Annotated in this window: 15 protein-coding genes; 1 reads left to right on the top strand and 14 read right to left on the bottom strand. The window is 53.0% G+C overall.

What is annotated here, in order from left to right; all coding sequences use genetic code 11:
* Positions 1 to 104: 104 nt before the first annotated feature.
* From QMG93_RS01680 to QMG93_RS01720, 9 genes are all read right to left on the bottom strand, one after another.
* Positions 105 to 1,169: a GTP pyrophosphokinase gene (locus QMG93_RS01680; protein WP_281933159.1), complete on the bottom strand. Its 1,065-nt coding sequence runs from the start codon at positions 1,167 to 1,169 to the stop codon at positions 105 to 107.
* A 509-nt stretch (positions 1,170 to 1,678) separates the two neighbouring features.
* Positions 1,679 to 1,900 (bottom strand): type I restriction enzyme HsdR N-terminal domain-containing protein, encoded by a 222-nt coding sequence (locus QMG93_RS01685; protein WP_281933160.1) that lies wholly within the window; start codon positions 1,898 to 1,900, stop codon positions 1,679 to 1,681.
* A 245-nt stretch (positions 1,901 to 2,145) separates the two neighbouring features.
* The gene (locus tag QMG93_RS01690) at positions 2,146 to 2,670 is read right to left on the bottom strand and encodes a hypothetical protein (RefSeq protein ID WP_281933161.1); all 525 of its coding nucleotides are present in this window, start codon (positions 2,668 to 2,670) and stop codon (positions 2,146 to 2,148) included.
* Positions 2,671 to 3,019: 349 nt separating this feature from the next.
* Positions 3,020 to 3,445: a HEPN domain-containing protein gene (locus QMG93_RS01695; protein ID WP_281933162.1), complete on the bottom strand. Its 426-nt coding sequence runs from the start codon at positions 3,443 to 3,445 to the stop codon at positions 3,020 to 3,022.
* A gap of 36 nt (positions 3,446 to 3,481) precedes the next feature.
* Positions 3,482 to 3,817 (bottom strand): hypothetical protein, encoded by a 336-nt coding sequence (locus tag QMG93_RS01700; RefSeq protein ID WP_281933163.1) that lies wholly within the window; start codon positions 3,815 to 3,817, stop codon positions 3,482 to 3,484.
* 852 nt (positions 3,818 to 4,669) lie between these two features.
* Positions 4,670 to 5,017 (bottom strand): helix-turn-helix domain-containing protein, encoded by a 348-nt coding sequence (locus tag QMG93_RS01705; protein WP_281933164.1) that lies wholly within the window; start codon positions 5,015 to 5,017, stop codon positions 4,670 to 4,672.
* Between the two features lie 738 nt (positions 5,018 to 5,755).
* The gene (locus QMG93_RS01710) at positions 5,756 to 6,292 is read right to left on the bottom strand and encodes a hypothetical protein (protein WP_281933165.1); all 537 of its coding nucleotides are present in this window, start codon (positions 6,290 to 6,292) and stop codon (positions 5,756 to 5,758) included.
* Positions 6,270 to 7,172, bottom strand: a complete 903-nt coding sequence (locus QMG93_RS01715) for a hypothetical protein (protein ID WP_281933166.1) — start codon at positions 7,170 to 7,172, stop codon at positions 6,270 to 6,272. The genes QMG93_RS01710 and QMG93_RS01715 overlap by 23 nt, the downstream gene beginning before the upstream one ends.
* 64 nt (positions 7,173 to 7,236) lie before the next feature.
* Positions 7,237 to 7,491: a hypothetical protein gene (locus tag QMG93_RS01720; RefSeq protein WP_281933288.1), complete on the bottom strand. Its 255-nt coding sequence runs from the start codon at positions 7,489 to 7,491 to the stop codon at positions 7,237 to 7,239.
* On the opposite strand from QMG93_RS01720, the gene QMG93_RS01725 reads away from it, so the two are divergent.
* Positions 7,483 to 7,545 (top strand): hypothetical protein, encoded by a 63-nt coding sequence (locus QMG93_RS01725; protein WP_331488635.1) that lies wholly within the window; start codon positions 7,483 to 7,485, stop codon positions 7,543 to 7,545. The genes QMG93_RS01720 and QMG93_RS01725 overlap by 9 nt on opposite strands.
* Positions 7,546 to 7,619: 74 nt before the next feature.
* Here QMG93_RS01725 and QMG93_RS01730 read toward each other — a convergent pair whose 3' ends face one another.
* The 5 genes from QMG93_RS01730 to QMG93_RS01750 form a co-directional block, all read right to left on the bottom strand.
* Positions 7,620 to 11,492 carry a non-ribosomal peptide synthetase gene (locus tag QMG93_RS01730; protein WP_281933167.1) on the bottom strand — a complete coding sequence of 1,291 codons (3,873 nt, stop codon included), beginning with the start codon at positions 11,490 to 11,492 and terminating at the stop codon, positions 7,620 to 7,622.
* Between the two features lie 38 nt (positions 11,493 to 11,530).
* The gene (locus QMG93_RS01735; protein WP_281933168.1) at positions 11,531 to 16,231 is read right to left on the bottom strand and encodes a non-ribosomal peptide synthetase; all 4,701 of its coding nucleotides are present in this window, start codon (positions 16,229 to 16,231) and stop codon (positions 11,531 to 11,533) included.
* Positions 16,228 to 17,466 carry a MupA/Atu3671 family FMN-dependent luciferase-like monooxygenase gene (locus tag QMG93_RS01740; RefSeq protein ID WP_281933169.1) on the bottom strand — a complete coding sequence of 413 codons (1,239 nt, stop codon included), beginning with the start codon at positions 17,464 to 17,466 and terminating at the stop codon, positions 16,228 to 16,230. Before QMG93_RS01740 ends, QMG93_RS01735 begins: the two co-directional genes overlap by 4 nt.
* 12 nt (positions 17,467 to 17,478) lie before the next feature.
* Complete coding sequence (locus QMG93_RS01745) at positions 17,479 to 22,188, bottom strand: type I polyketide synthase (protein WP_281933170.1); 4,710 nt, start codon at positions 22,186 to 22,188, stop codon at positions 17,479 to 17,481.
* 183 nt (positions 22,189 to 22,371) lie between these two features.
* Positions 22,372 to 25,647 (bottom strand): non-ribosomal peptide synthetase, encoded by a 3,276-nt coding sequence (locus QMG93_RS01750; protein ID WP_281933171.1) that lies wholly within the window; start codon positions 25,645 to 25,647, stop codon positions 22,372 to 22,374.
* Positions 25,648 to 25,797 lie beyond the last annotated feature (150 nt).

Raw genomic sequence — 25,797 nt, forward strand, 5'->3', positions numbered from 1 at the left:
AAGGCCATCCTACTTGAGAATGGCCTTATAGTTTTGTATAAGGAACCTAATTATTAATTTATCAGGGCATACACCCGGTGCATGAATTGCTGGGTTATCGGAAGTTAATTTTCTTCTTCGCCTTCTTTTTTTTCGCTTGTTATTGCAATCTCATTTTTAGTATTTTTATTGTTTTCAATAGTTGCTGGGTTTATATTTATGTTATTTAATTTCTTAAATGCGTTTGCAACTTCGGTTGATAATTTAAATAAATCTGAGTTTATGTTTAGAGAATTCATGGAAATTATTGATTGTGATAATGCCTTTGTGATTTTGGTTGTATCAAAATTATCAATGAAAATTTTATTTAATGACTTATTAATTCTTTCCTTATCTTGTTTATCAAGCTTTGATTTATTAATCTCTTCTTTTAGTTCTCTTATTATCATGTCTTTTTCTTCAATTTGTTGATTTCTCAGATCCAACTCTTGTTTTAATATTTTTATAAATGACCCCATCTGATCGGCACTACCTGCTAAACTATTAAATACCACTAAATAACCTGCTAAAATTGGGTTATCTATATCATAAGGATAACGAATCTTATGGTCTATTTCACTCCATGCCTCTTCAAATAAAGTTCTAACTTGGATTTCTACAATCATTTTAGAATCCTTAGTATATGGAAACTCTATTAAATAATGAACTGAGCGATAACCATATTGATGTTCTTTTATCTCACAACCGTTTTCAAGATAAACTTCTTCGTTATCTCCTCTGCGTATGTTTGCTGTGGGTTTCTCGACCGTACTCCAAGTACTAAGAATTTTATTGTGAATTTCTAACCAGTCATCTTTATATAGATGAAGTACACGAACTCCAATTAAGTCTGTAATTTTTTCAGTATAATTCTCTAAAGATATCTCTGACTCAGGCTTACTTAAAGATTTTCGTATTATCTTCTCCATTAAGTGTTCAGGATCTTTTATTCTCTTTCTTATTGAATGTACATTTTCAAGTTCAGATAATGTTTCAAAAATATAATTTGAAATATTAACCTGTATTCTATAATTTTTTAAATGATCGTCATATATTTTTAAAAGTTCAGCCCATTTTAAATTGGTACGAGAGAATTCTCCCTCAGTGATGTTATAATTATTGAGAAATTGATCTTTTTTTGGTTTACTCATCTATTCTCCCCCTATTAAATTAATTTCCGAATAACGTATTATTTGCGAAAGACACTTACACAAAAAATAATAAATATTTCTTAGACAGAAATTACTTTTACCACAATCATACCATGAATTTGGAAAACCGCGGTAATTAGTCACGTAATCTCTATAGTAACTTCCTCCACCACTTCTACATGTCTTTGTTCCTCGACATACGATTTTTCGCCGTTACTTATGATATGGTTCTACATATCATTTCAAAGGCGAAACTTCGTGCGCCGCGCGCCGAAATTTCGCCTCATTTGTGTCCCCCTCAGTAAAGGCGCCTTTATTCACGGAAAGGAGTTCGGTGCAGCGAACCGTGGCAATGCAAACCACAATTCGTCGACGGGTGATGCTGAGGGAGTTTGTGGATGTAACATAATCTTTTGTTATTATTTTGAAGGTGTGCATGGTTTCACGCTTACTTTGCTCTTGAGCATGAAAGAAAATACATTTTCATTACATAAATGAGATCATGATATTTAAAAAAACTGCTCATAAACTTCATCTGTTAGTTGGACATTTTGAGACTTTAATTCAATAATAAGAACCGGAAGTAATTGATCTTCATTTTGGCAATAAACAAATTTGTCTAGCCTTCCTCGTGCATTTTCTAAAAAGTAAGATACGGGGACTTCCAATTCTATCATTTCAATCGGTACTTGCAATTCCTCTTGAAGGAACTGCACAAACTGCTTTTGCACTATATCCTCCGGAAGTATCAAAACGTCGTGAAGACGTTACCGAGGAACTGACATAATTAATTTAAAATAGTACGTAAATAAACCCCTGTCCATTATTTGCATGGACAAGGGTTCAAACAACTGAGCAGTGGTCAGGAATACCTCTCAAACTTATTATTAAATTCGCAGAAATTTCAACTCTCCCAAAAAAGTAGACAATTATTCATCAATGTGTGGCTATCCCCTTCTGATAAAACCACTTACATTTAAATCTTCATATTTAGAAATAATTCCAAAATCTCTATGTCCCGTGAAAAACTTTCTGCTATGCTCTTATCCATATTTTCATATTCATCTAAATAATCTATCACGCCTTCAAAAATCCCTATTCTTAGCATTACTGACATATCCCCGAACGAATCGGTATCTTCCATTTTTGATCTTCTTAACTTTTCCAATTCCAATTTCCTTTCAATCATCTCCCTAAACCCTTTTAATGATTTCTGCCCTCCGTAGACAAACTCCCTTCTAATATCTATATTTTCTAATTGCTTTTTATATTCATTAACAGTTTCATTCCGCATCTGCTCTGCTCGATCATATCTTCTCTGATCGGGGCCAAAGCGAAATTGAGTTCTCCATGCAACAAATGTTTTCTTTGGCACTCCTAATTCTTCAGATCCCTCCCATGGATCTAAACCTCTTTCTACACATAGTTCATACATTACTTCTTTCAAAGATTTGCCGTATTTGGTCTCTATGAGCTCTTTGTATTCTTTATTTGTCATCATTTGATTCTCCCAGTAGTTTGTACTATTATAACATTCTTGTCTTCATGAACCCGAGAACCTCAAGGCAGCTTTAGTTGTCGGCCGCGACGCTGTAAGTGCCCCAGGTCTTCCATATAATGAGACAGTAAGCATGATTAATTTATCAATGTATATGGTATATGCAATTTTGCAGAGCAAAGTTAGACTCTTTATCACTTTTAGCAACGATTCGAGTATCAAGTCATCAAATAATCTGATTCTGCAATCGGACACGATCACTGTTTGCCACCACGAACTCTCGGTCACTCTTTAAGGTTCAAAGCCTTTGAAATACCTGAGCTGCTAATAGCCTTGAATACTTTGATAATAATTAATTTTTTTCTAATGAATACTTAAAATTTAGCTCATGCATATTTAGTTTGGAGAGTTGCTGTAATGTCGCGATTAATACTGATTGAGCCATTAAGATAACATCATTAGTTTCTTTTGTAAATTTTTCAAAATCGTCACTTGCATCAAAATGATGGTATTTGCCAGGAAAATTTAAACCTCCATGTATAAACTTTGATCTATAATCATACATACTTTTGAATAATTTCTTATATTCATTTTGGACACCTAAAAAAACCTGTGATTTTTCCAGCAATTGTTCTTTAATTCCATTATTACTCGAACAATAAAGTGCTTCTAAGGCTATCATTGTAAAAAATAAATCTATTCCTTGAGTAGATTCACCACTAGTACCAAACAGATATGTAAGTGCTGAAAGTGCCCTTTCAACAGGGGTACCACCCACCCCATCTAGAAAACCATCTTTTTCTGTAATCCAGTTCTAAACAGTGTTGATTTCTAGGTTTTCGAGAATTGGCCATCTTGTTTTCTGTGTAAATAAAAACACTGAATAGAAATCACTGATCATCATCTGTGTTTTATCATATAATTGATCGTCAATAAAAATGAGTCCTTGATCAACTTGGAAAGAACCAACTCGGGCAATGTTTATACTAATTATGAAGTCATAAATCCGTTTAACAAAATAATCAACCGAAATTTTACTCCAGAAATGAATGGAAGGGACATTCCATTCTATTCCTTCAATCGGTTTATCAATAATCCCCAATTCAGTATACGCTGAAATAATAATTCTTTTTCGAACAGATTTCTTCAACAAATTCCTTCTCTCATCATTGTCATTCAATATCTTAAACTTTACTTTAACTTCATTTATCTTCAATTCATCCACCACTAATGGAAATAAAAAAGTTGTAGATACTAGCTCATCAATAGCTTGATTAATGATTTCATCGAATTCCTTATCAATTGGAAATGATGAAAAAAATTGGGAGTATAACTTCAACTTTTTGATTTATAGTTTGCATAAAAGTTACTTTCACCTCGTTGTTAAACTCTTACAGGTAGTTTTTGCTTAAACTCATATTTACGAATTTCTCTAAAGGGAAGGCGAAAAAAGACGTATAGATTTACATTAAATTTACTAATAAAAAACGAACTTTAGAGATATTTCTCAGTAATACAAATACGATAATGTTTCCCATTTTCGTAGGTATGGGCTTGCTTTATAGTAATTATCATTTAATACGTAGGTAAGGAACAGGGGGAATATATGACGAGACGATCTGTTTCACTAAATTTCGCCTCACCTATGATACGGTTCCCCTGCATAATCTTAAATGCGCAATAACCTTTTGTGCCAGAGGCTGGTTAAACCATGGAATTTTCAGAAACTCCTTATAAAAACAAATACCCACCAAATCCTTCACTTCGTACTCATTGGATTTTGTCATCAGTATTTTGATCTCTATGTAATCTTTAAAAATAAACTCAATAAATCCAGCACCCGATCGCGTCCTTTTTGTTCTTTATATAATGGCTTCGTTAATATAAATGAATGGTGAGGACATAAATCCAGTAAAAATATGTTGCTTTGCGTCACCAAACTAAAAATGACATCATGTATCCACCTTCTCTGAAGCCGAGTCGATCATGATGTCATTTATCTTCAATTTTTAGCATCTTTACTTCGCTTTTCCTTGAGCAATCTATACATTTCCAGACTATCCTTCAAATGCCCGGCTTCATCTGCGGTCAGCTCTTCCGGTTCCCCGTCAATTATCAGTCGGTTTATCTTTTTCTTGTCCCCGGGTTCATTCAAACTTCCTACCAAAAGCCAATCAATCGACACGCCATACAATTGCGCAAGCTTCTGCAGCACTTCGTTATCGGGTTGCGATCTATCATTTTCATACTTGGATATTGTGGTAAAATCGATCCCGATTCTTTGGGATACTTGCTCCTGTGTCATCTGCTTTCGATTTCTGGATTGTTTTAACCGCTCTCCGAAAGTCATCGGCCCCACCTCTGAGTTCAAGTATACGAAACTTGAACTTTCTTCAAAATGAATTTGACGAAAATTCAATTATTATTTATAATATTGAAGTATCGTCAAGTTTTGTATGCCTTAAAAAATTGTATTGGAGATGGTACTATGATTTATCTTGTCTGGTTTGGAATCATGAGTCTCATTTCACTAATTGTTGTTATAATCTTTAAATTTCATACCCGAAAAAAGCCCCAAATTAAAATAATTTGGCTACTTCCAGACGAATCAATTCACGAAACAACCGTGCAGAGCATTGACGAAATTATACCTTTACTACACTCCGTGCAAAAAATCAGTATACATAACCTATCATATCGCTACAGGGAGTCCGAGCTCATGATTGATGAAGATGGTTTTAGTCTGGCGGTATCGCTGAAGTGATGCTGCTTTGTCCATGCCTATAGCGACGCTTTCGCCTAGCACTGTCTTCCTCAACAGAATGTTTATCGAGGTTGGAAAGCCGCCGCTAACGAAATTTGTTCTGCTTAATCCTTACACTGAAAAAGACGATCCCCAAGAAAGGCAATCCATTCTGGGTATTCATAGAAGTAAGATTTAGATTTATAGCGGGCTATTGGAATAAGGACAGTCCTACAAGATGCTAAAAAAATGATCCCGAAAATATCGTACACTTGGGCCTATGTGGACACTAAAGTTGGCCACTACGAAGCAGTCTCCATTACTTGCTAGAATTTTACTTAAAGATCAGCTATTTATTTGAGATCGTTGTAAAGCTAGACGTATTATCAAACCCGTTAACTTAATAGTGAAAAATGTTGCGAATAAAAACAGTAACAATTCTAATACAAAACAGAATGGAAGAATCTCCGTAAGCTTAAATACATCTAAAATGACAATACCTGTACAGATTACTATACTTAACCCCCATAATGTAGCAGCGAACCAATATGGGAACAAAAATGTATGAAGCAACTTTGTTTCTAACATTTTTGAGAGAAGTGAATTATGAAATAAAGTTAAGGTTACCGTTAAAGCAGCAATAACTATCCCCAGTACACCGGCAGATGCAGCAAGAAAAGTCGTGGTTAATGCCTTGGAAAGTGTATTAAAATCTTCTGTAAATGATTTACTAACGAAAATAGAATATGACATTGGTAATGCAGAAAAAATTAGAGCCCAAAAGAAAGACCAATTGATCACTACTTTATAGCCATATATTCTAAGTAACCCCAAAAAAGTTGTTTGCTCATAGGTCAATTTATATTGAGATGTTGGGTTCATCCTTATCATCCTTAACTATTTTAGCTCTGACATCATTTATAAAACTTCGTATGCGGGACATTAGAGTTTCTTCGCCAAACTCGTTTACAATAATTCTCCTAACTGAGCGTTTTGAAAAAAAGGATCTCTGTTTTCTTACTATTTTATCCTTTCTTCTTCCTTTTATCTTATGCTCGTCAAACCCTTTTATATCTACAGCACCATAACCGGTTTCAACGAGTTCAATGCCACTTTCAATTGTTTCAGTAAAGTTTTCTTTTTCCGCATCTTCTTTAATATTCATACCATCCCTATTAGCCATCCTTAAATCCAATTCTTTTAAATCATGTTGATCGATTAGACTGTTATAAATATTAAATTCTTTTTTTCCAGGATTAGGGTGAATTAGATGAAAATGAACGCTACTTATTTTCTGCATAGATAACATTTCTGTTCTAATTTTATGAGGTTCAGGAATTGTTATTACTTTTACTTCACCAACGTATGGATCCCTGCCAACCAAGCGTTCAAACACATTAATAAAATCTACTTCGTCAATATAACTGCTAACTTCATGCACAAGTATTTCACTTAACGAGTGATATACAAACATTGAGGTTCTAGCAACCTCAAAATCTGTGGTCACATCTTCTGTACTAGCACCTACTCTCATCTTTAACTTAACCTGCTTAGACTTGGTCAGATTCCCTATAATGAAAACATCATTATTATACGATATAGTTTTAACATCGGTAATGGACCAATTATAAGATCCAATTTTAATACTTGGAGCTTCTTTAATAACCCTTGGTATATGAATAGATATGATATCATCAAGATTTTGTGAAAAAATGTGTGCATGTACATTGACTTTGGACGCATAAAATACTCTCTTTGCCACTTTGCCGTCATCCTTCTATAGATATTATTTCCTATATCTTACTATTACTAATCCCTCTATTCAATTAAATTTTCCTTTGAAAACCATCACTGTTACTTACTAAGATATTCACACTATCTATAACAAGTTTACGATGGCCCTTGAGGGATTGCTTAAAAGAAAACAGAAATGTTTCAATACCGCACTCCTCAGCAGCACGGCCCTCCCTCTCGTGCCCATAATTATCCACGCGAATTGCAATGCTGTCGACCGAAGATACCCAGTCACAAATCATCTCAAGAACGCCGGGGAAATCCTCGGCATCGAGCTGCTGGACCATATTATTGTCGCGGACGGAAGGCATTTCAGCCTACGGGAAAACGGGCTCATGTAGCCCGCGCCCCCGTAAAAAGAAAACCCGCACCGGGAACGAACCCCCGATACGAGCCTTCAAGCGTGCCCTACACGTTACCGCACAACCGCCGAACCCAAAATACCCTTGATAATCTCCACATTCGCATCCATATGCTCGGGGTCCAGCATCCGTTCGTGTCCCCCGACGCCCTGATAATACGCCACCCGACCCGAAGTGGCCCCTTGCCAAGTAAGGTACTGGTGCTCGGCCTCATCCTTCGGCGAATGGCTAGGCTCGTCCCCCGGCTGCGAGGAATGAACGACATGCAGGTCGGCATGGACCGTGCCGATATTATCCAGCAAATAAATATAGAACGAATATTGCTTCAAGCGCTCCAGATCTTGTTCGTTGATGCGAAAGTTTTTATAGAACTCGCGAATCACGGGGGTGGCGATATACCTCTCCCACATCGCTTGCAGGTCTTCGTCGGTCACGGGCTCCGGCTCGGTCTTCCGGTAAGCGTCCAGCATGATCACATCGGACACGCGGTACCCGGCCGCCTCCATCGCTTTGGTCACCTCGAACGCCAGATTCCCTCCGGCGGAGTAGCCCAAGAACGTATAATCGCCTTCCCTCTGCGCAGCGGAGATCAGCTTGACATAGCGCTCCATCCGGTCGGGATGATCGATATAATCCAGCGCATAGATCGTGCAGTCGTCCATCTGCTTGGCGAACTCATAGTACGCGATCCCGAGACCGCCCATCGGCGGGAAGCAGAAAAGCGTTTTGCGCCGCTCCTTTTTGTTTAAGCGCACAATGGGCTGCGGCTCCGCCTTGCTGTTATCCATCAAAAAGGCGGCCATGCCCCGGATCGTCGACGATTCCAAAATGACGTGCAGCGGAAGCTCGGCCCGGTAGTCGTGCTGAACCCGCGACACGAGCAGCATCGCATGGAGCGAGCTGCCGCCCGCTTCGAAGAAATCGTCCGTGACGCCGATCTCCGGCCTCTCCAAAATCTCCCTGCACACGGCCACCAGCCGATGCTCCCACGGATTGCTCGGGACGGCCTGTGCCCGCGCCTCCGCCGATTCCCGAGCCGTCGCATCGGGCTGCGGCAGCGCCCGGTGGTCGATTTTGCCGTTGGACGATAGCGGCATCTCGCTAAGCTCCGTATAGTGAGACGGCACCATGAAAGCGGGCAACCGTACCGCAGCAAACGCCTTAAGCTCTTCCGCAGAGACCGGCGCAGCAGAAACGTAATAGGCGCACAGCACGGTGTCGCCGCTCGCCCCGTCCCAGGCCGTCACCGCCGCTTCGCTCAGCCGCTCATGACTCCGAAGCACGCTTTCGATCTCCCCGAGCTCGATGCGGTAGCCCCGGATTTTGACCTGCTCGTCTTTTCTCCCCAAATATTCCAGCCGTCCGTCTGGCAGCCAGCGGGCCAGATCTCCCGAACGGTACATGCAATCCCCGGGATGGAACGGATCGTCCGCGAACGACGCAGCCGTCCGCTCCGGGAGATTCAGATAGCCTCTCGCCAGTCCCCTGCCCGCGATCCACAGCTCGCCCTTCACGCCAACCGGGACCAAGCCGCGGTCGTCGTTCAGTACATAGACGCGGGTGTTCGGCAGCGGCTTCCCGATAGATAAGGGTCGCTCCGGCACGACGTTCCGCTCCAGCGTCGTCACGATGCTATTCTCCGTCGGACCGTATTCGTCCACCAGCTCGATATGCGGGAACTGCTCCCTGCTCCACTTCACCAGCTTGGCAGGCAGCCGCTCCCCGCCCAACGTCACCACGCGCAGGGAACTGGCGTCCTCCTCGCCGAGACATTCGACCAGCGCCGTATACACGCTGGGCACGCAGTCGAGATGCGTCACCTGCCGGTCGCGAATATGGTCGCGGAGCGCCAGCGGATTCCGAGCTTCCTCATCCGTAACCAGCACTACCGTCGAGCCCGACAGCAGCGGGGTGAACAGGCAGGACAGGAAGGCGTCGAACGCATACGAGTACAATTGAAGCACCCGGGCCGTCCCGTCGAACGGGTATTCCGCCCGGCGGGCCAGAACCGTATTAACCGCTCCCCGGTGCTCGATCAGGACGCCTTTCGGCTTCCCGGTCGTCCCGGAGGTATAAATGACATAAGCCAAATGGCGGCTCCCCGAAAGCGACAACAACTCCTCACGGTCGGCGTGGTCAAGCTCCGGGTCCCTGAGATCGATGCATTCCCCGGCAAAAGGAACCTCCCCCAACGGCGAAGTCGTCAGCAGCAGCTTCATGCCGCTGTCGGCAATCATATAGGCTTGCCGGTCGGCCGGATAGTCCGGCGGGATCGGGACGAAGGCCGCGCCCGCCTTCAGGATGCCCAGCATGCCCGCGATCATCTCCACGGAACGTTCGGCGCGCAGGCCGATGCGGTCGTCAGGCTGCACCCCTCTGCGCCGCAGCACATGGGCCAGCTGATTGGAACGCTCGTGCAGCTCGCGGTACGTCAGCGTGCGAGTGCCGCAGATCAAGGCCGGGTGATCCGGCGTTTTGCGGACCTGATCCGCGAAGCAGGCATGAAGCGTCCGATCCGCCTGCTCGTACCGGACCGACTGGAAAAACCCTTCCAGAAGCTTCCGCTTATCCTCCGGCGTCAGCACTTCGATCCGGTCAACGGGCACCGTTTCGTCCGCCATGATCTGATCCAGCACGCCGATGAATTGGTCCATAAGCTGCTCCATCAGCCACGGCTCATACAGCGACGCATTGAAGTTGAACTTCATGGCGGCATCCTGCGGATAGACGTAGATATTGAACTGCTCCGTCTCCTCTTCGGCGCGAATATCCGCGAACTCGAAGCCTAAGCCGTCCTTCGACTCGACATTGTCCACGTACCTCCGGTCGAAGGGGAAATTTTCGAAGATCATCAGATGATCCAGTTGACGATGCTTCACATCGGTCGCCTGATTCATCTCCTGCAAGGGGACAAAATCGTACGCCTTCGACTCCAGCGCTTGCCGCTGCACCTGCTTGAGGCATTCGGCAAAGGGCTGTCCGGGGTCCAACCGGATACGGACGGGGATCGTATTGAGGAAAAGTCCCACCATCTCCTCGATCCCCTTCACCTCGGCGGGCCGTCCCGACACGATGGAGCCGAACACGACGTCGTCGCTCTGCATGTACTGCCGCAGCACGATCGCCCATGCCGCCTGAAACACCGAATTGATCGTCGCCTGGCAGGCTCTGGCGAGCTGCTGAAGCCGGTCCATCCGCGCTTGGCCCAGCTCCGCGTTGACGTTCATGACCACAGGCTTGACCGAAGGGTCCGAAGCGGAAGAATGGGCCTGTGCGATTACAGGAAAACCGCCCCGGGAGCGCTCCAATCCGGCCAACGTCTTTTGCCAATATGCGATTCCCGCTTTCTTGTCCTGTTTCTCCAGCCATTCCTGATAATGACTGTAAGGGGAGGTTTCTACGGTCACAGGCTCCCGTTTGTCTTGCAGCAGGCGGTAATTGTCAAGCAGTTCCTTGAACACCCGGGAGAACGACCAGCCGTCCAAAATGATATGGTGGTTGCACCAGATCCAGAGGTATTCCTGCGGACCTGTCCGGAACACGGCCATTCGAACGAGAAGATCTTTACTGAGGTCGAAGCCCCGCGCCTTGTTATCCTGCTTCCATTGGCGCAGATGCGCCTCCTGCCGTTCCTTCGCCAGCTCCGACACGTCCTCGAAATGCAGGCGGAATTTCCGCTCCTTCATCACCACCTGCAGCGGACGCGGCAAATTGTCGTGCACGAATACCGTTCTCAGGATATCGTAGCGCTTCACGAGGGCGTCCATGCTTTGCTCCAGCCGGGAGACGTCGAGCTCTCCCCGCAGCACCGCCTCGATCTGTACAAAAGACTGCCGGGACTCCTTATCCGAGAGCCAGAGATAATACATCCCTTCTTGCGAAGGAGCCAGCGGGTAGATTTTTTTGATTTTGTCCTTGGAATTCATAGGCAGTTCCTCCTGTTGCGCCGCAGCCGTAAAAAAGGCTACTCGATCGTATCGACCAGATCGTAGAGCTGGTCCAGCTCTTGCAGCGTCAGCCGGTTATAGCCCAGGTCGCTGGGCGTGGCTTCGGCGGCGTTTTGCTCCCCGCAGTGGCGGATGAGGTCCAGCAGGCGGCTTTGGAGCTTGTCCAGCAAAGCGGCGATCGTGTCGTGACGGTGATGCGTACGGTTGTAATCTATCGCGATATGAAGCCGCCGGTCCTGCACATAGCCCGTGATGAAGAGCGAAGCCGTTCGCTCGGCTTCCGGGCTTGTCAGACGGCCGACCGGCCATGGTGACGGGCCGAACCACCGCTTGCGCAGATCGGTATCGATCTGGCCGATATAGTTGAAGCAGATGTCCGGCTGCTGCGTGAACGTCAAGCCCGGCACGCTCTCCCGGGGCGTAATATATTTCAACAGGCCGTAGCCGATCCCGTGATTCGGCAGCTGCCGCAAATGCTCCTTGACCGATTTGATCTGGTAACCCAAATCGTCCGTAGGCTCCATCGGCAGCACAATCGGAAACTGCGACGTAAACCAGCCGACCGTGCGGGTGCTGTTCATAGCCTTGACGACGTTCTCCCGGCCGTGTCCTTCCAGTTGAATCACGATCCGGTTCGTGTTCATCCATTCCTTCAAGGTCAAGCCCAAGGCGGTCAGCAAAATATCGTTGATTTCCGTATGGTAAGCGCGGTGGACCTGCTTCAGCAGCCGCTCCGTTTCTTCGGGCGGCAGTGTGAACATCGCTTGGGCTTCGTCCTTCGTCAGATTGCCCGTCGCCTCGAAGTCCTTTGGTACAGGCACGCACGGCGTGCTCTCGACGGCTGCCCAATAATCGGCCTCGCGCAGTACTTCGCCGCTCCGGGCGTACTGCTGCACGGCTTCCGCCCAAGCTTGGAACGAATGCGTTTTGGACGGCATGACGATGTCACCCTCATGGGTCAGCGCCTGCTCGTAAGCCGCTTCCAAATCTTCCAGCACAATTCGCCACGACACCCAATCCATCACCAAGTGGTGAGCGACGAGCAGCAAATGATCCCCCTGCGGCGTTCGGAACAAGGCGGTCTTCATCAGCGGACCGTTCACTAAGTCGATGCTCTCGTGCAGCCGGTTGGCGTGCGCCAGAACGTCCGATTCCATCGAATCGCCGCCGTCCAGAGCCACGATCTCGAAACCGATTAGCGGCTGCTCCGCTGGTCCCCGGCTATACAGCAGCTTGTGGCCCCCTTCGTCCCTCACCACGGACCGCAGCACGTCATGATGCCCGGCCAGCTTTTCCAGCGCCCGCTTCAAGGCGGTTTCGTCCAAAGCGCTCTCCGAATGCAGCATCACCGCCAAATTCCAATGGGCCGAAGAAGCGAAGTCACGGTCGAAAAACCACCGGACGATCGGCGTATCCTCTATAGGTCCTTCCACGGCGTCCTGCGAGATCTGCACCTGCCCGTCGGCCGGCTTGAGATCGAGGCAAAGCTCCTTCAGCACCGGAGTCAAAAAGATCTTCTTCATCTCCAGGTCCCAGCCTCTGCGGTACAATCTCGATGTGATCTGAATCGCCTTAATGGAATCTCCTCCGAGATGGAAAAAGTTGTCTTCTCGCCCGACCGCTTCTGCTCCAAGCACCTCCTGCCATACGGAAGCCATTAGCTCTTCCAGCTCGCCTTCCGGTGGGACGAACTCTGCTGCCGGACCGCCTACCGCTGCAGGCTCCGGGAGCCGCTTGCGGTCCAGCTTGCCGCTGGACGTCAGCGGAAATGCTTCCAGCCCCACGTAATGAGCCGGGACCATGTAAGCGGGCAGCCGGCCCAACAGCAGCGCGCGCAGCTCCGCAGCATCCAATTCCCGATCCGCGACGTAATAGGCGCAGAGAGCTTTGCCGGATGCGGGGGCAGAGGCGATCTGCCGGACCAGAACGGCGGCTTCTTTGACCGCCGGATGCCCGTTCAATGCGGCTTCGATCTCTCCCATTTCGATCCGGATGCCGTTCAGCTTCACCTGATCGTCGCGCCGCCCAAGGTACTCGACGCTTCCGTCCGGCAGTCGGCAGCCGAAGTCGCCCGTCCGGTACATGACCTCGCCCGTCCGAAACGGATGATCCACGAACCGCTCGGCTGTCAGTTCGGGATTGTTGCGGTAGCCCCGGGCCAGACCCGCTCCGCTGATATACATTTCCCCGCGCACGCCAACGGGCACGGGCTGCAAGCTCTCGTCCAAAATATAAATTTGCGTGTTAGCGACGGGACGCCCGATGCAAGCAGATAGACTGTCCGCGTCGAATTCGTGAGCGGTCGCAAAAATCGTCGCCTCCGTCGGGCCGTATAGGTTCAGCAAACGTCTGGAATCCGACAGCCACGCGCGGATGTCGAGCGTGCATGCTTCCCCGCCCGATCCTACGATACGCAGCGAATCGGGCAGCCGCTCCGGGGTGAGCGTGGACAAGACGGACGGCGTCAGCACCATCGCCGTAATCCGCTGCTCCTCCAGAAGCCGGTGCAGCGCCTCGCCTCCCGCCGTCGCTTCCGGGCTGACAAGGCAGAGTGCCGCACCCGAAGCGAGCGTCGCGAAAATCTCCAAGACCGACGTATCGAACGTCGTCGACGCATACTGCAGCATCCGGCTGCCTCTGGACAAGCCGAACAGCCCGATAGCCGCTTCCACCGCGTTGCAGACGCTGCGGTGTTCGATCGCTACCGACTTCGGCTTGCCCGTCGATCCCGACGTATACATCACATAGGCCAGATCGCCCGCATCCACTTCGATGCGCGGATTGTCCGCATTTTCCTCCGAAATCGATTGCCATGCGCCACCGTCAAGCACGAGCTTATGACGCACCGCCGAGACCGACTCCGCTCCCGCATCCGCCAGCTTAGGCTGAATCAGCAGAACTTCGATTCCCGAATCGTCAATCATGGCGCGAATCCGCTCGGCCGGATAAGCCGGATCGATGGCGACGTACGCGCCCCCCGCTTTCAGAATGCCGAGCAGGCCCACAATCGTTTCGAACGAGCGCTCCATCATCAAGCCGACGACCTTCTCCCGGCCGACTCCCCGCTTCCGCAAAGCATGGGCGACCTGATTGGCGCGCCGGTTCAGCTCCCGGTACGTCATCGATTCGCCGCCGCACACGACGGCCGGATCGTCCGGCGTAAGCTCGGCCTGTCTCTCGAACAGACGATGAATGCACGAATCGTCCGGGAACGGCTGTGCCGTCTCGTTCCACTCGTCTAAGAGCTGATGCCGTTCTTCGTCCGACAGCATCCCCAGCTCGTGAAGGGATTGCTGTGGATTGCGCACGATGCTCTGCAGCAGGGTTTCCCAATGCAGGCTCATGCGCTCGAACGTCTCCCGGCGGAACAGATCCGGCGAATATTCGAGAAAGCCATCCAGTCCGTCTTCCGTCTCGGTTAGGCCGATGGTGACATCGTATTTTGCCGTCTCCCCGTCGATCATCTGAATATCCGCTTCCAGTCCGGGAAGCGCGAACTTTTCCTCCGGCACATCCACATACACAAATACCGCCTGCACCAGCGGGTTGCGGCTCGGATCGATCGGAACCCGCAGCTCGTCCAGCAGCAGACCGACCGGCAGCTCCTGATGCTTGTAGACCTCCCTGGCCGTATCGCGCACCTGCCGCAGCAGGTCGATAAAGCTCATCTCCCCCGACATATGCGAACGCAGCGTCCCCATCGTCAGGAAGTAGCCCATCACTTTTTCCATCTCGATCCGGTTGCGGTTGGCGAGCGGAGTCCCGACCAGAATGTCGGCCTGCCCGGTATACCGGTAGAGCAGCGCCTTGAACGCCACCATCACGATCATGAAGGTCGAAGCGTTTTCCCGCTTAGCGATCGCTTTCAGCCCGTCCAAAATCTCCTTCGACGACCGGAGGAAGACGCGCGCTCCCCGGTAAGTGATTGCGGGCGGCCGGGGGAAGTCTGTATGGATGTCGAGGACATAGTCGCAATCCTTCAGCTGCTCCTTCCAGAAGGCAAGCAGCTTCTCCCGGATCTCGCCCTGCAAATAATTCCGCTGCCATTCGGCATAATCCGCGTACTGGATCGGCAGCTCCGGAAGCTCGGCGGGGACGCCTGCAAGCGCGGCCTTGTAATGTGCCATCAGTTCCTCGAAGAAGATCGAGAAGGTGAGCCGGTCGATAACAATGTGATGGATGGTTAAGACGAGCGTCCATTCCGTATCCGACAGCGTAAACAGCTTGAAGCGGATGAGCGGCCCTTTTGCCAGATCGAACAATTGCTGGACCTCTTCGCGCATGAGCTGCTGGGCGACGGCTTCCCGCTCTTCCTCTGGGATATCCCGCAGATCCACGACGGGAACGCCGACGCGGAGCTCGGGCAGCACGGTCTGCACGGGATCGACGCGTCCGAATACGGTCCGCCAAGCCTCGTGGCGCTTGACGATTTCGTTGATGCCGTACTCTAGTGCCCCATGATGCAGCTTTCCTCTCAAACGGGCGGCCCCGTACACGTTGTACGCATGCGACTCAGGGTGCATCCGGTTAAAGAACCAAAGCCGCTCCTGATCGAAGGAGAGCGGGCTCGGGTCTGTATGGTTTCGCCGGGGAATCGCTGCGGCCGCCGGATTCGGGCTTAGCTGCTGCGCATTCAAGTTTTTTTGCTTAAGCCGCTGTTCGAACAGCGCCCGCTGCTCCGGCGTCAGCGATTGGATACGGTCGGTCAGATTCTTCATGGGATCAGCTCCTTGTCAAAAGCGAATTTCCGCTGCAATTCGGATAATAATGCCAAGCTTTCCATCACCGTCTCCCGGTCCACGCCAAAATCGATCAAGCAGGCAATCTCCCCGACGCCGATGTCGCGGAGCGTCTCCACCAGCTTCGCGCACTTGTCCGGCGTTCCGAGCAGGGAGCTTTCGCGGTAATATTTATCGAAAGCGCGGGATACGATCGCCTCGAAGTCCGCGTCGGTCATGCCGTCGTAGTCGGCGAGAATTTGCCTTTGCTGGCTTAAAAAAGTCTTGAGATATTCCTTCAGCGGCCGCTCCACCTTCGCCCGAACCGCTTCGTCGTTCTCCCCGAGGCAGGTATGAAGCATGACCGCGACCTTTTTCGCCTGCGGATCGTAGCCATGCCTCAGCAGTGCTTCGCGGTACCGCTCGATCTTGCCCTCCAGCTCGGCAAAACCGTTCCCGAGAATGCCGGTCAGGATGCCAGCTCCGATCTCGGCGGCTTGCCGGTACGTCTCCTCATTGCCGTTCGTCGCGATCCACAGGTTCAGCTCGCTTTGGATTGGCCGGGGGAGCGTCTTGATTCGGTGCACCGCCCCGCTGGCGTCGGTAAAAGGCACCTCCTCCCCGCTCCATAAAGCCCGAACCTGTTCGACCGATTTGAACAGCTCTTCCTTGCGACGGACATAGTAGTCCGGGTCCTGCATCGGGGCGAGGATAAAATCGGCGGGATGCCAGCCCGTAGCAAAAGCGACCGATACGCGCCCGTCCGACAGGTTGTCCACGACCGACCATTCCTCGACGAACCGGACCGGGTGGTGCAGCGGGAGCACGACGCTCCCCGCCCGCAGCTCGACCCGCTCGGTGACTGCCGCCAGCGCCGCGCTGAGCACCGACGGATTCGGGTACAGCCCACCGAACTCCTCAAAATGCCGCTCCGGCGTCCACACCGCCTTGAACCCGTGCCGATCCGCAAACGCTGCGCATTCCATCAGCAGCCCGTATTTATGTCGGTCCATGGTCGAGCCGTCGCCAGAGAAGAAAAACAAACTGAAATCCATGGTCGCTTCGCTGCGCCTGCGCTTTGGAACAAAGGCCGCTTCCGCCGCAGCCGGTCCCCGCCCGGGCTTCGCGCTGCTTGCCGTATCCGGCGCCGCGAGCCCCTGCTGCTTGAGACGCCGCTCCAGCAGCGCCCGCTGCTCGGGCGATAGCGCCGCCAGCCGATCTTGAATACCGCTCATTTTCTCATCTCCTTACCCCTCGCCGCTTAATAGCTGCATTAGCTCGTCCTGCGGCATATTTTCGATTTCGCTGAGCAAGCGTTCGATTTCGTCCAGCTCCTCCGGCTTGACCTGCGTCTGCGCAATCGACTCGGCCAGCTCGGCAATCGTCGGCGACTGGAAAATAACATCCATCGGGATGTCGTCGTGAAACGCTTGGCGCATCCGGGCGACAAGCTGGATCGAAAGCAGCGAGTTGCCGCCCAGATCAAAAAAGCTCTGCTGTCTGCCGATGTCAGGAATCCCGAACAGCGTCTCCCAGATGGCCGCGATCTTGTGCTCCGCCTCGGTTTGCGGCGGCTCTTGAGACGGTTCGCCATCCCGGTGCTCGGTGTCCGTCCGGCTATTTCGGCTATCCGAGGCAGCGTGGCCTGCGGTATGCAGCCATCCGCTGCCCACCGCATCGTGAATGCTTTGCGTGGACACGACGGCTTGAGACAGACCGCTGGCCGCGATGCGCCGGATCGCCTCAAGCCCTTCCGCTCCGGTAATGCCGAATTTCGCCTGCATTTGCAGCATATGCTCCTTGACGTCCGCCGGGAGCTCCGTCTGCTTCCGGACCCAAACGTCGTCCTGCCACATGCCCCAGTTGACGGAAACGGTCCGGCCTCCGGTGGCCGCATGCCACTTGGCGAACGCATCGACAAATTGATGGGACGCGCACTGATCCATCAGTCCGACGCCGCCGGTAAACGAGATGGTGCGTGAGAACACGATCATCAGCTCCAGCGGATGGGAGCGAAGCAGCGATTCCAACGTGAGCAGCCCGAGCACCTGAGGCGCGATGACCCGTTCGGACCGTTCCCGGTCGCCCAACTGAATCAAGCCCGAGCCGTACGGCTCCTGAGCGAACAGCACGCCGTGAATCGCGCCGAACTGCCGCTCCGCTTCCCGCACAATGTCCCGCAGCCCGGCTTCATCCGTCAGATCGGCGCTGGCGTAGAGCAGGGGGATTCCATTTTGTTCCAGACCGTGAATTCGCTTAATGATCTTGGCCGTATCGTCCGACTCCCCGTTATGCCGCAAGTAATGCTCCCACTCGCGGGCGCCCGGGAACGATGCCTCCCCGATCAGCACGAAAGAAACCTTCGCCGTCCGGGCGATTTCCTCGCACAGCCGCAAGCCGATTTCGCTCGTGGCCCCCGTCACCAGGTACACGCCTCCGTCGCGGAAGGCGGCGTCCGCAGGATCGGCTTCCGGCAGCTTGACCGTTTCGTAGAGTTGCGTGAAGCGCTGCAGCCCCCGGTATACAACGACAAAGTCCTCTCCCCCATGCTCGATCTCCTGAAGCAGCTGCCGGACCAAGCGCCCGGAGGAAGCCGAAGCAAGATCGGTCAGACTCACGTCGACGGCGCGTGCCCGAATGTGCGCGTACTCCTGCGGAATGACCCGCAGCGCCCCGAACAAGGTTGCCCGCTCCGGGCCGCGCACCTGCTCATGGGCGACCCATTGCAGGCTGCCGGTTAGCACGATCAGCTCCGTTGGCTTCGCCGCCGCCTGCATGCCGATCGCTTGGGCTAAATGCATCAAGCTGTAGAGCCCAAGCTGCTGCGACCGGGCGTAACGCTGTGCCATAGGGACGGGGGCATCCTCCTCCTCCGATTCCGGTTCGACGACGTTCCATAGGTGGACGACGGCGTCCGGGAAACGCTGCTGTGCCGCCAAAGCATGCAGCAGTTCCTCATAGGACCGGCCTTGTGCGGGATGGATCGTAAAGACATCCTCCTCCACCTGCCGGAATCCGCCGCCTTCGAGCACGGCGACGACATCGTGCCCCTCGCTTTTCAAGCCCTCGCTCAAGGCTTCGGCCAGCCCATACCGGTCGTGGAACAGCAAATACGTCCGCTTGTGCGACGCTGCATCCCCGGAGGCCGGGGGCTGCGGAGGCAGGAACGTTTGTTTCCATGCCGGAGCGTAGAACCAATCGGCCATGTCCGCCTGGCGCACCTGTCCCACGGCAGCGGCCGCATCGGCAGGAACCTTTTTCTCCAAATAGTAGCGGTAGCGCTCGAACGGATACGTCGGCATAGGCACGCGCCTGCGCGCTTTCCCTTCATGCCATGCGGCGCAATCGATATCGGCGCCTGCGGACCACAGCTCGCCCAGCGCCTGAAGGACGCTGGCATACGCGGATTTGCCCGCTGCCGCCGGGGGTAGCGCGTTCACCGCCAGCGCCCCGTGAGTCGCGCTCCGGGCGACTTGCTGCCGGACCAGCGAGGTTAACGACTGCCCCGGGCCGATCTCCAGAAAGGCCGCCCGGCCCGTTTCCGACAGCAGGCGGATGCCGTCTGCGAAGCGGACGGTGTCCCGCAAATGCCGAACCCAATACATCGGGTCCGTCGCTTGCTCCGCCGTAATCCACGTTCCCGTCACATTCGAGACATACGGAAGCTGCGGCGCATGCAGCGCGATCCCCCGCATGACCCCGGCGAACCGTTCGAGCATCGGCTCCATCATCGCCGAATGATAAGCATGCGAGGTCACCAAACGCTTCGATACGGCGTTCTTGCGTGCGAGCGCCTGCTCCAGCCGTTCGATCGCCTCGAAGGTTCCCGATACCACGCAGGACATCGGACCGTTCACGGCAGCCACGGACAGCCCCGGTGACACATCGGCCAACAGCTCCCGCACCTCCGCTTCGGACAGCGCAATCGCCAGCATCGCCCCGCGGTCCATCTCCTGCATCAGACTTCCGCGAGCGGCAACAGCGGTCAAGGCATCGTCCAAGGTCATGACTCCCGCCAAGCAAGCGGCCACATACTCGCCGATGCTGTGGCCGATCATCGCCTGCGGGCGAACTCCCCAAGCCTCCAACTGCTTGGCTAAAGCATATTCGAGGACGAACAGCGCAGGCTGCGTCAGGGCGGTTTGGCGCAGCCGGGAAGCCGCTTCCTCCGCTTCGGACGGAGGCGGATACAGCACATTGCGCAGATCCAGGCCGAGCAGCGGTTGCAGCCGTTCGGCGCACCGGTCCACCTGCTCGCGATACACGTGCGCGGATTCGTACAGCTCGGCACCCATATAGATGTGCTGCGCCCCCTGTCCGGTAAACATAAAAGTTACGCCCAGCGACGGTTCGCCGCCGTCCGCGAACTCCTGCGCCGCGCTCCGGCCGGACGGTGACGACAGGTCCGCGAGCTTCGCTTTTAATTCGTCTGCGACCGTCCCGTGATCGCGGCCGACCACCGCGAGCCGCCGGGCGAACGTTTCTCTGCCTGCGGCAAGCGTATAGGCCACATCGGGTAAGGGAACGTCCCGGTTCGTTTGCAAATAGCCGATCAACCGCTCCGTCTTCCGCCGCAAGGCCGCGGCCGTTTTGGCAGACAAAACGATAATGTTCCAATCGGCGGCCCCCATCTCCGTTCCCGGCCCGGCCCCGGCCTCCGTATGCCGTGCCGCTTCCACTAAGGGCGCTTCCTCCAGCACAACATGCGCATTCGTGCCGCCCATGCCGAACGAGCTTACCCCGGCCCGGCGGGGATGCCCGTCCGTCTTCCACTCCCTGAGCCGGTCGTTCACATAGAAAGGACTGTTCGCAAAATCGATTTTCGGATTCGGCTCCGTATAGTGCAGACTCGGCGGCAGCATTTTATTTTGCAGGCACAGCACCGTTTTGATCAGTCCGGCAATCCCGGCGGCGCTGTCCAGATGGCCGATGTTCGTTTTGACCGACCCGATGGCGCAGTACTGCGTCCGGCTCGTAGTCTCGCGGTAAGCCTCCGTCAAGGCGGCCACTTCGACGGGATCGCCCAGCGCGGTGCCGGTGCCGTGAGCCTCGATATACGTCATCGTCGCCGGATCGATCTCCGAGACGGCGAGCGCTTCCCTGACGACCTCGGTCTGCCGCGTCACACTCGGGGCGGTATAGCCGACCTTCTGCGCCCCGTCGTTATTGACCGCCGAACCGCGGATCACGGCCAGAATCGTATCCCCGTCCGCCACGGCTTCATCCAGCCGCTTCAGCAAGACGGCCCCGGCTCCGTTCCCGACCGCCGTGCCTTGGGACTTGGCGTCGAACGCGCGGCAGCGCCCGTCCGGCGACAGAATGCCCCCTTCCTGGTAGTCGAAGCCCCCCGTTTGGTCCGCTTTGACCGACACGCCTCCGGCGATCGCCATATCGCATTCATATGTAAGCAAGGCCTGACACGCCATGTGGACGGCCACCAAAGAGCTGGAGCAGGCCGTTTGCACCGCGACGCTCGGGCCGCTCAGGTTTAATTTGTACGAGACGCGGGTGGCGAGAAAGTCCGGGTGGTTGCCGATACCGATCTGGAACGGCCCAAACGATTCCACAAGCTCGTCATGGCTCAGCACATGCTGGAGATAATCCGACTGGCCGCTGCCCGCATACACCCCGACCCGTTCGGGGCACCTCGTCGGAGGATATCCCGCCGACTCCAGGGCTTCGTAGGCGCATTCCAGAAACAACCGGTGCTGCGGGTCCGTCATTTCCGCTTCCCGCGGCGTCATCCCGAAGAAGACGGCATCGAAGTCGGCCGCTGCCTCCAGAATCCCCGCGGCATGGACCCGGTTCTTCTCCGGCGCCTTGAAGGAGGTAATTGACTCCCGCCCGTCTCGCAGATTAGTCCAAAATTGCTCCAAATCCCCGGCTCCCGGAAATCGTCCCGCCATCCCGATAATCGCAATTCCCCGCAGTTCCGCGTCTTTTGCAATCGCTTCCATAAGTTCTTTTACCTCCCTGCTTTTTAAGAGACCGGTGAATAAGAGGCCGCTGCACGAGCGGATCGTTCTTCCGATCGCTGTTGTCCCCGGATTCTTCGATTCAATAACCCCTCAGGCGGGTAGAAGCCGGAGACAAAGGCGACCGCTGACGCTTCTCCAGAACGATTCCGCTCTCTTCGCTACTTAATTTAACGGTCTTCTAAGCCGTTTCTGCCTTTCCATTTCTTCCTTTCGCTGGAACGCCATGCGGTACGCACTTGTGCTTCTGCCGCCGCTTCCGGCCACTTCTTCCTCCCCTGCTATCCCCCGGCTCCGGTTCAAGTGATCAGCCAGCGCACGAATCGTGGGAAACCGGAAAAGGTCGACGACGGTCACGGAATCGTCCAGCGCCTCCCTGACGCTCTGATGCACGCGCAGCAGCCGGAAGGAATCCCCGCCCAAGTCGAAAAAGTGATCCTGAACGCCGACCCGCGACAAGCCGAGCGCCTCTTTCCAGATCCGCGTCAGCGCCTCTTCCGCCGGATTGAGCGGAGCTGCGCTTCCCATCGAGGCCGACTCTTCAAAGCCGAGCTTGCTTAAAGCCGACCGATCCGCTTTGCCGCTTGGCATCAGCGGCAGCCGGTCGATCACACGGACGAAATGCGGCACCATAAATGCGGGAAGCCGTTCCTGCAAGTAGGCGCGCAATTCCGCCGTTTGCGGCTTGTCCGTCCCGCCCGCCGCCGGGACCGCAAAAGCAACCAGCCGCCGGCCGCTACCGTCGTCATGCACGACAACCACGGCTTGCCGGATTTCCGGGTGCAGGCCGAGCACGGTTTCGATCTCTTCCAGCTCGATGCGGTGGCCGCGAATTTTCACCTGATGATCGGCTCGCCCGATATATTCCAAATTTCCGTCCGGCAAATAGCGGGCCAAGTCTCCCGTACGGTACAAACGGACGACTCCCGGCTCAGCCAGGCCAAGCTCCACCTCCACGAACCGTTCGGCCGTCAGCCCGGGACGGTTCCAATACCCGCGGGCCAATCCCGCTCCGCCGATATACATCTCGCCGGTGACGCCGACCGGAACCGGCTTCCGGTTCTCGTCCAGCACATATACCTGCGTATTGGCAAGGGGCCGACCGATATCCGGCGGCAACCGGCCGCCGTCGAACGTTCTATCGGTTGCCCATACCGTCGCTTCCGTCGGGCCGTAGGCGTTGATGAAGCGCCGGTTGATGCTCCATGCGGCAGCCACTTCGGAAGGACAAGGCTCGCCTCCCGAGATGACCGTCTCCAATGTCCGCAAGGCGGCGGCACTGCCCGGGATTTCCGACAGCATCGCGAGCACGGATGCCGGAAGCATGAGCACGTTGACGGCTTTTTGACCGATCAACTCGACCAGCGGCTTGCCCGGCAGCATCGCCTCGCGGGTGTCTGCCACAAGCGTTCCCCCGCTGCACAGCACGGGGAAAATTTCCGCCACGGAGGCGTCGAAGCTGCACGACGAAAACTGCAAGATTCTCGTACGGCCGGACAGCTCCAGCCTCTCCTTCATCGCATGAATGAGGTTGCCGAGTCCCCGGTGCTCGATCATGACGCCCTTCGGCTGCCCGGTGGAGCCGGAGGTATAGATGATATATGCGAGATCGCTCTCTACAGGGAAAGGCCAATGAATGTCCGAAAGCTCTTCAGCCGCACCTTCCTGCGCTTCCTTCGGTTCAACAGGAATGACCTGACATGTCCTGCCTGCGACGATTTGCCCGATCTCCCCTTTTGTTATAAGGAATTGAGCCTGCGAATCGTTCAACATATAAGCGATCCGTTCCGCCGGATAATCCGGATCGACCGGCAAATACGCTCCGCCTGCGCGAAGAACCGCGATCATCGCCGCGATAAGCTCCGGCCCCTTGGGCAGCATCACCGCGACGACGCTTTCCGCCGCCACGCGCCGGCTTCGCAAGCCGTGCGCCAGCCGGCGCGTCCATTGTTCCAGCTCGCGGTACGTCAGGCGTTCGCCGCCGAATTCGACGGCAACCGCATTGGGCGTCCGCCGGACCTGCCTGGCGAATAACTCGACAAACGTCCGCTGCGGCCCGAAATCCCGCTCCGTCCGGTTGAAATCGTTCAAAATCCGCCTCTCCTCGACTTCCAATAGAAGGCGCAGGTCTGCCACGGTCCGCTCCGGATGGGACAGCGCATCGTCCAGCAGATTCATGTACCGCTCGCCATGCGTCGCGATTTCGTCTTCGCCGAACAGCGCCCGCTGGTATTCGAAATCCAGCCGGTACGTGCCCGAATCCTTATGATCCTTAACGTGAAAAAGCAACTCATCCGCGATCGAGCCGCTGAAATGAATTTCACTCGTTACGCCGATCTCGTCGTCCTTGCGAAAATTCATCACTTGAAACTCCGTCCCGATATGATACAACGCCCCTGCGTTCGGATGACGCTCTCTTGTTCGGGCCACGAGCTGATTGTAGGGGTATTTTTGGTGGCGCAGCATGCGCGTATAGGCTTTCGCAAAGGCTTGGCAATGAGATGTAAAAGCATGCTGCGGATCGACTTCGTAGCGAAAAGCGGCCACACCCGCGAACATGCCGAAGGTGTGTTTGTCCCGGGGGCTCGTCCGATTCCCCGTTATACTGGCGAGCACCATGTCTCTTTGGCCCGTCATCCGGTACAAATAGGCGTAGAAAAGGGCAAGAAAGAAAGCTGAAGGCGTGACGCCCGATTCCAGGCAAAAAGCATCGACGCGAGCCCTCCTGCTGCCGTCGATCGAGAACCCGTAGCGGCCGCTTTCCATATTCCCTGTCGGATTCCCGGTCCGGGCCAAAGAAATCCGTTCCGGCAGCGTCCGGAACTTGTCGTCCCAATATTGACGGTCCTGCGCATACCGTTCCGATTCCAGATACGCGTGTTCCCGGTCGATCGCTTCGAGATAGGAAGGCTTCTTTTGAAAATCCCGTGCCTGCCCTCGGGCCAAGCACAAATAAAGGTCTACGACGTCGGCCCCGGCTTGTACGAGAGCGGTACCGTCTCCAAGGATATGATGGCATTTGAGATACAACCATGATTCGGTGTCGGAAAGGCGGAGGAGAGCAAAGTCATAGAGTCGGGAAGCTTCAAGCGGGTAAGGCTGTTTGGTCGCAGCGTCAATCCACAGGCGTGCCGCTTGATCGGGCGCCTGCTCGTTGCGGAAATCAAGAAGCGGGATGTCGGGAGGATCGTCCGGGCTGATATACTGTCGAGGCATGCCGGGATCGTCCGAAGCAGAGGTTGTGATCGAGAGCCGGACGGAATCGTTTTCCAAAATAAATTGGGCGACGGCCTTCTTCAACAACTCGGGAGAAACGCACGTCGAAAATTTAACGGACAAACCAAAGTTCATGAAACCGGAATCGGGATGCATCTTTTGCATGAACCAAATCCGCTTCTGCGCTTGCGTCAGCGGAAACGTTCCTGAAGGCGTTACGTTCATTCCTCATCCTCCCTGTCTTCAATACCTCCATGTTCTCCGATGTTCGATTTCATTGTAGCACGCTTGGTATTTATTTGCTATAAATACCTAATATTGAATATAAACCATATTAATGAATGATATTGCTCATGAACTCCCTTCAGATCCCAT

The sequence above is a fragment of the Paenibacillus tyrphae genome (assembly GCF_027925525.1).
Taxonomy (GTDB): Bacteria; Bacillota; Bacilli; order Paenibacillales; family NBRC-103111; genus Paenibacillus_G; species Paenibacillus_G tyrfis_B.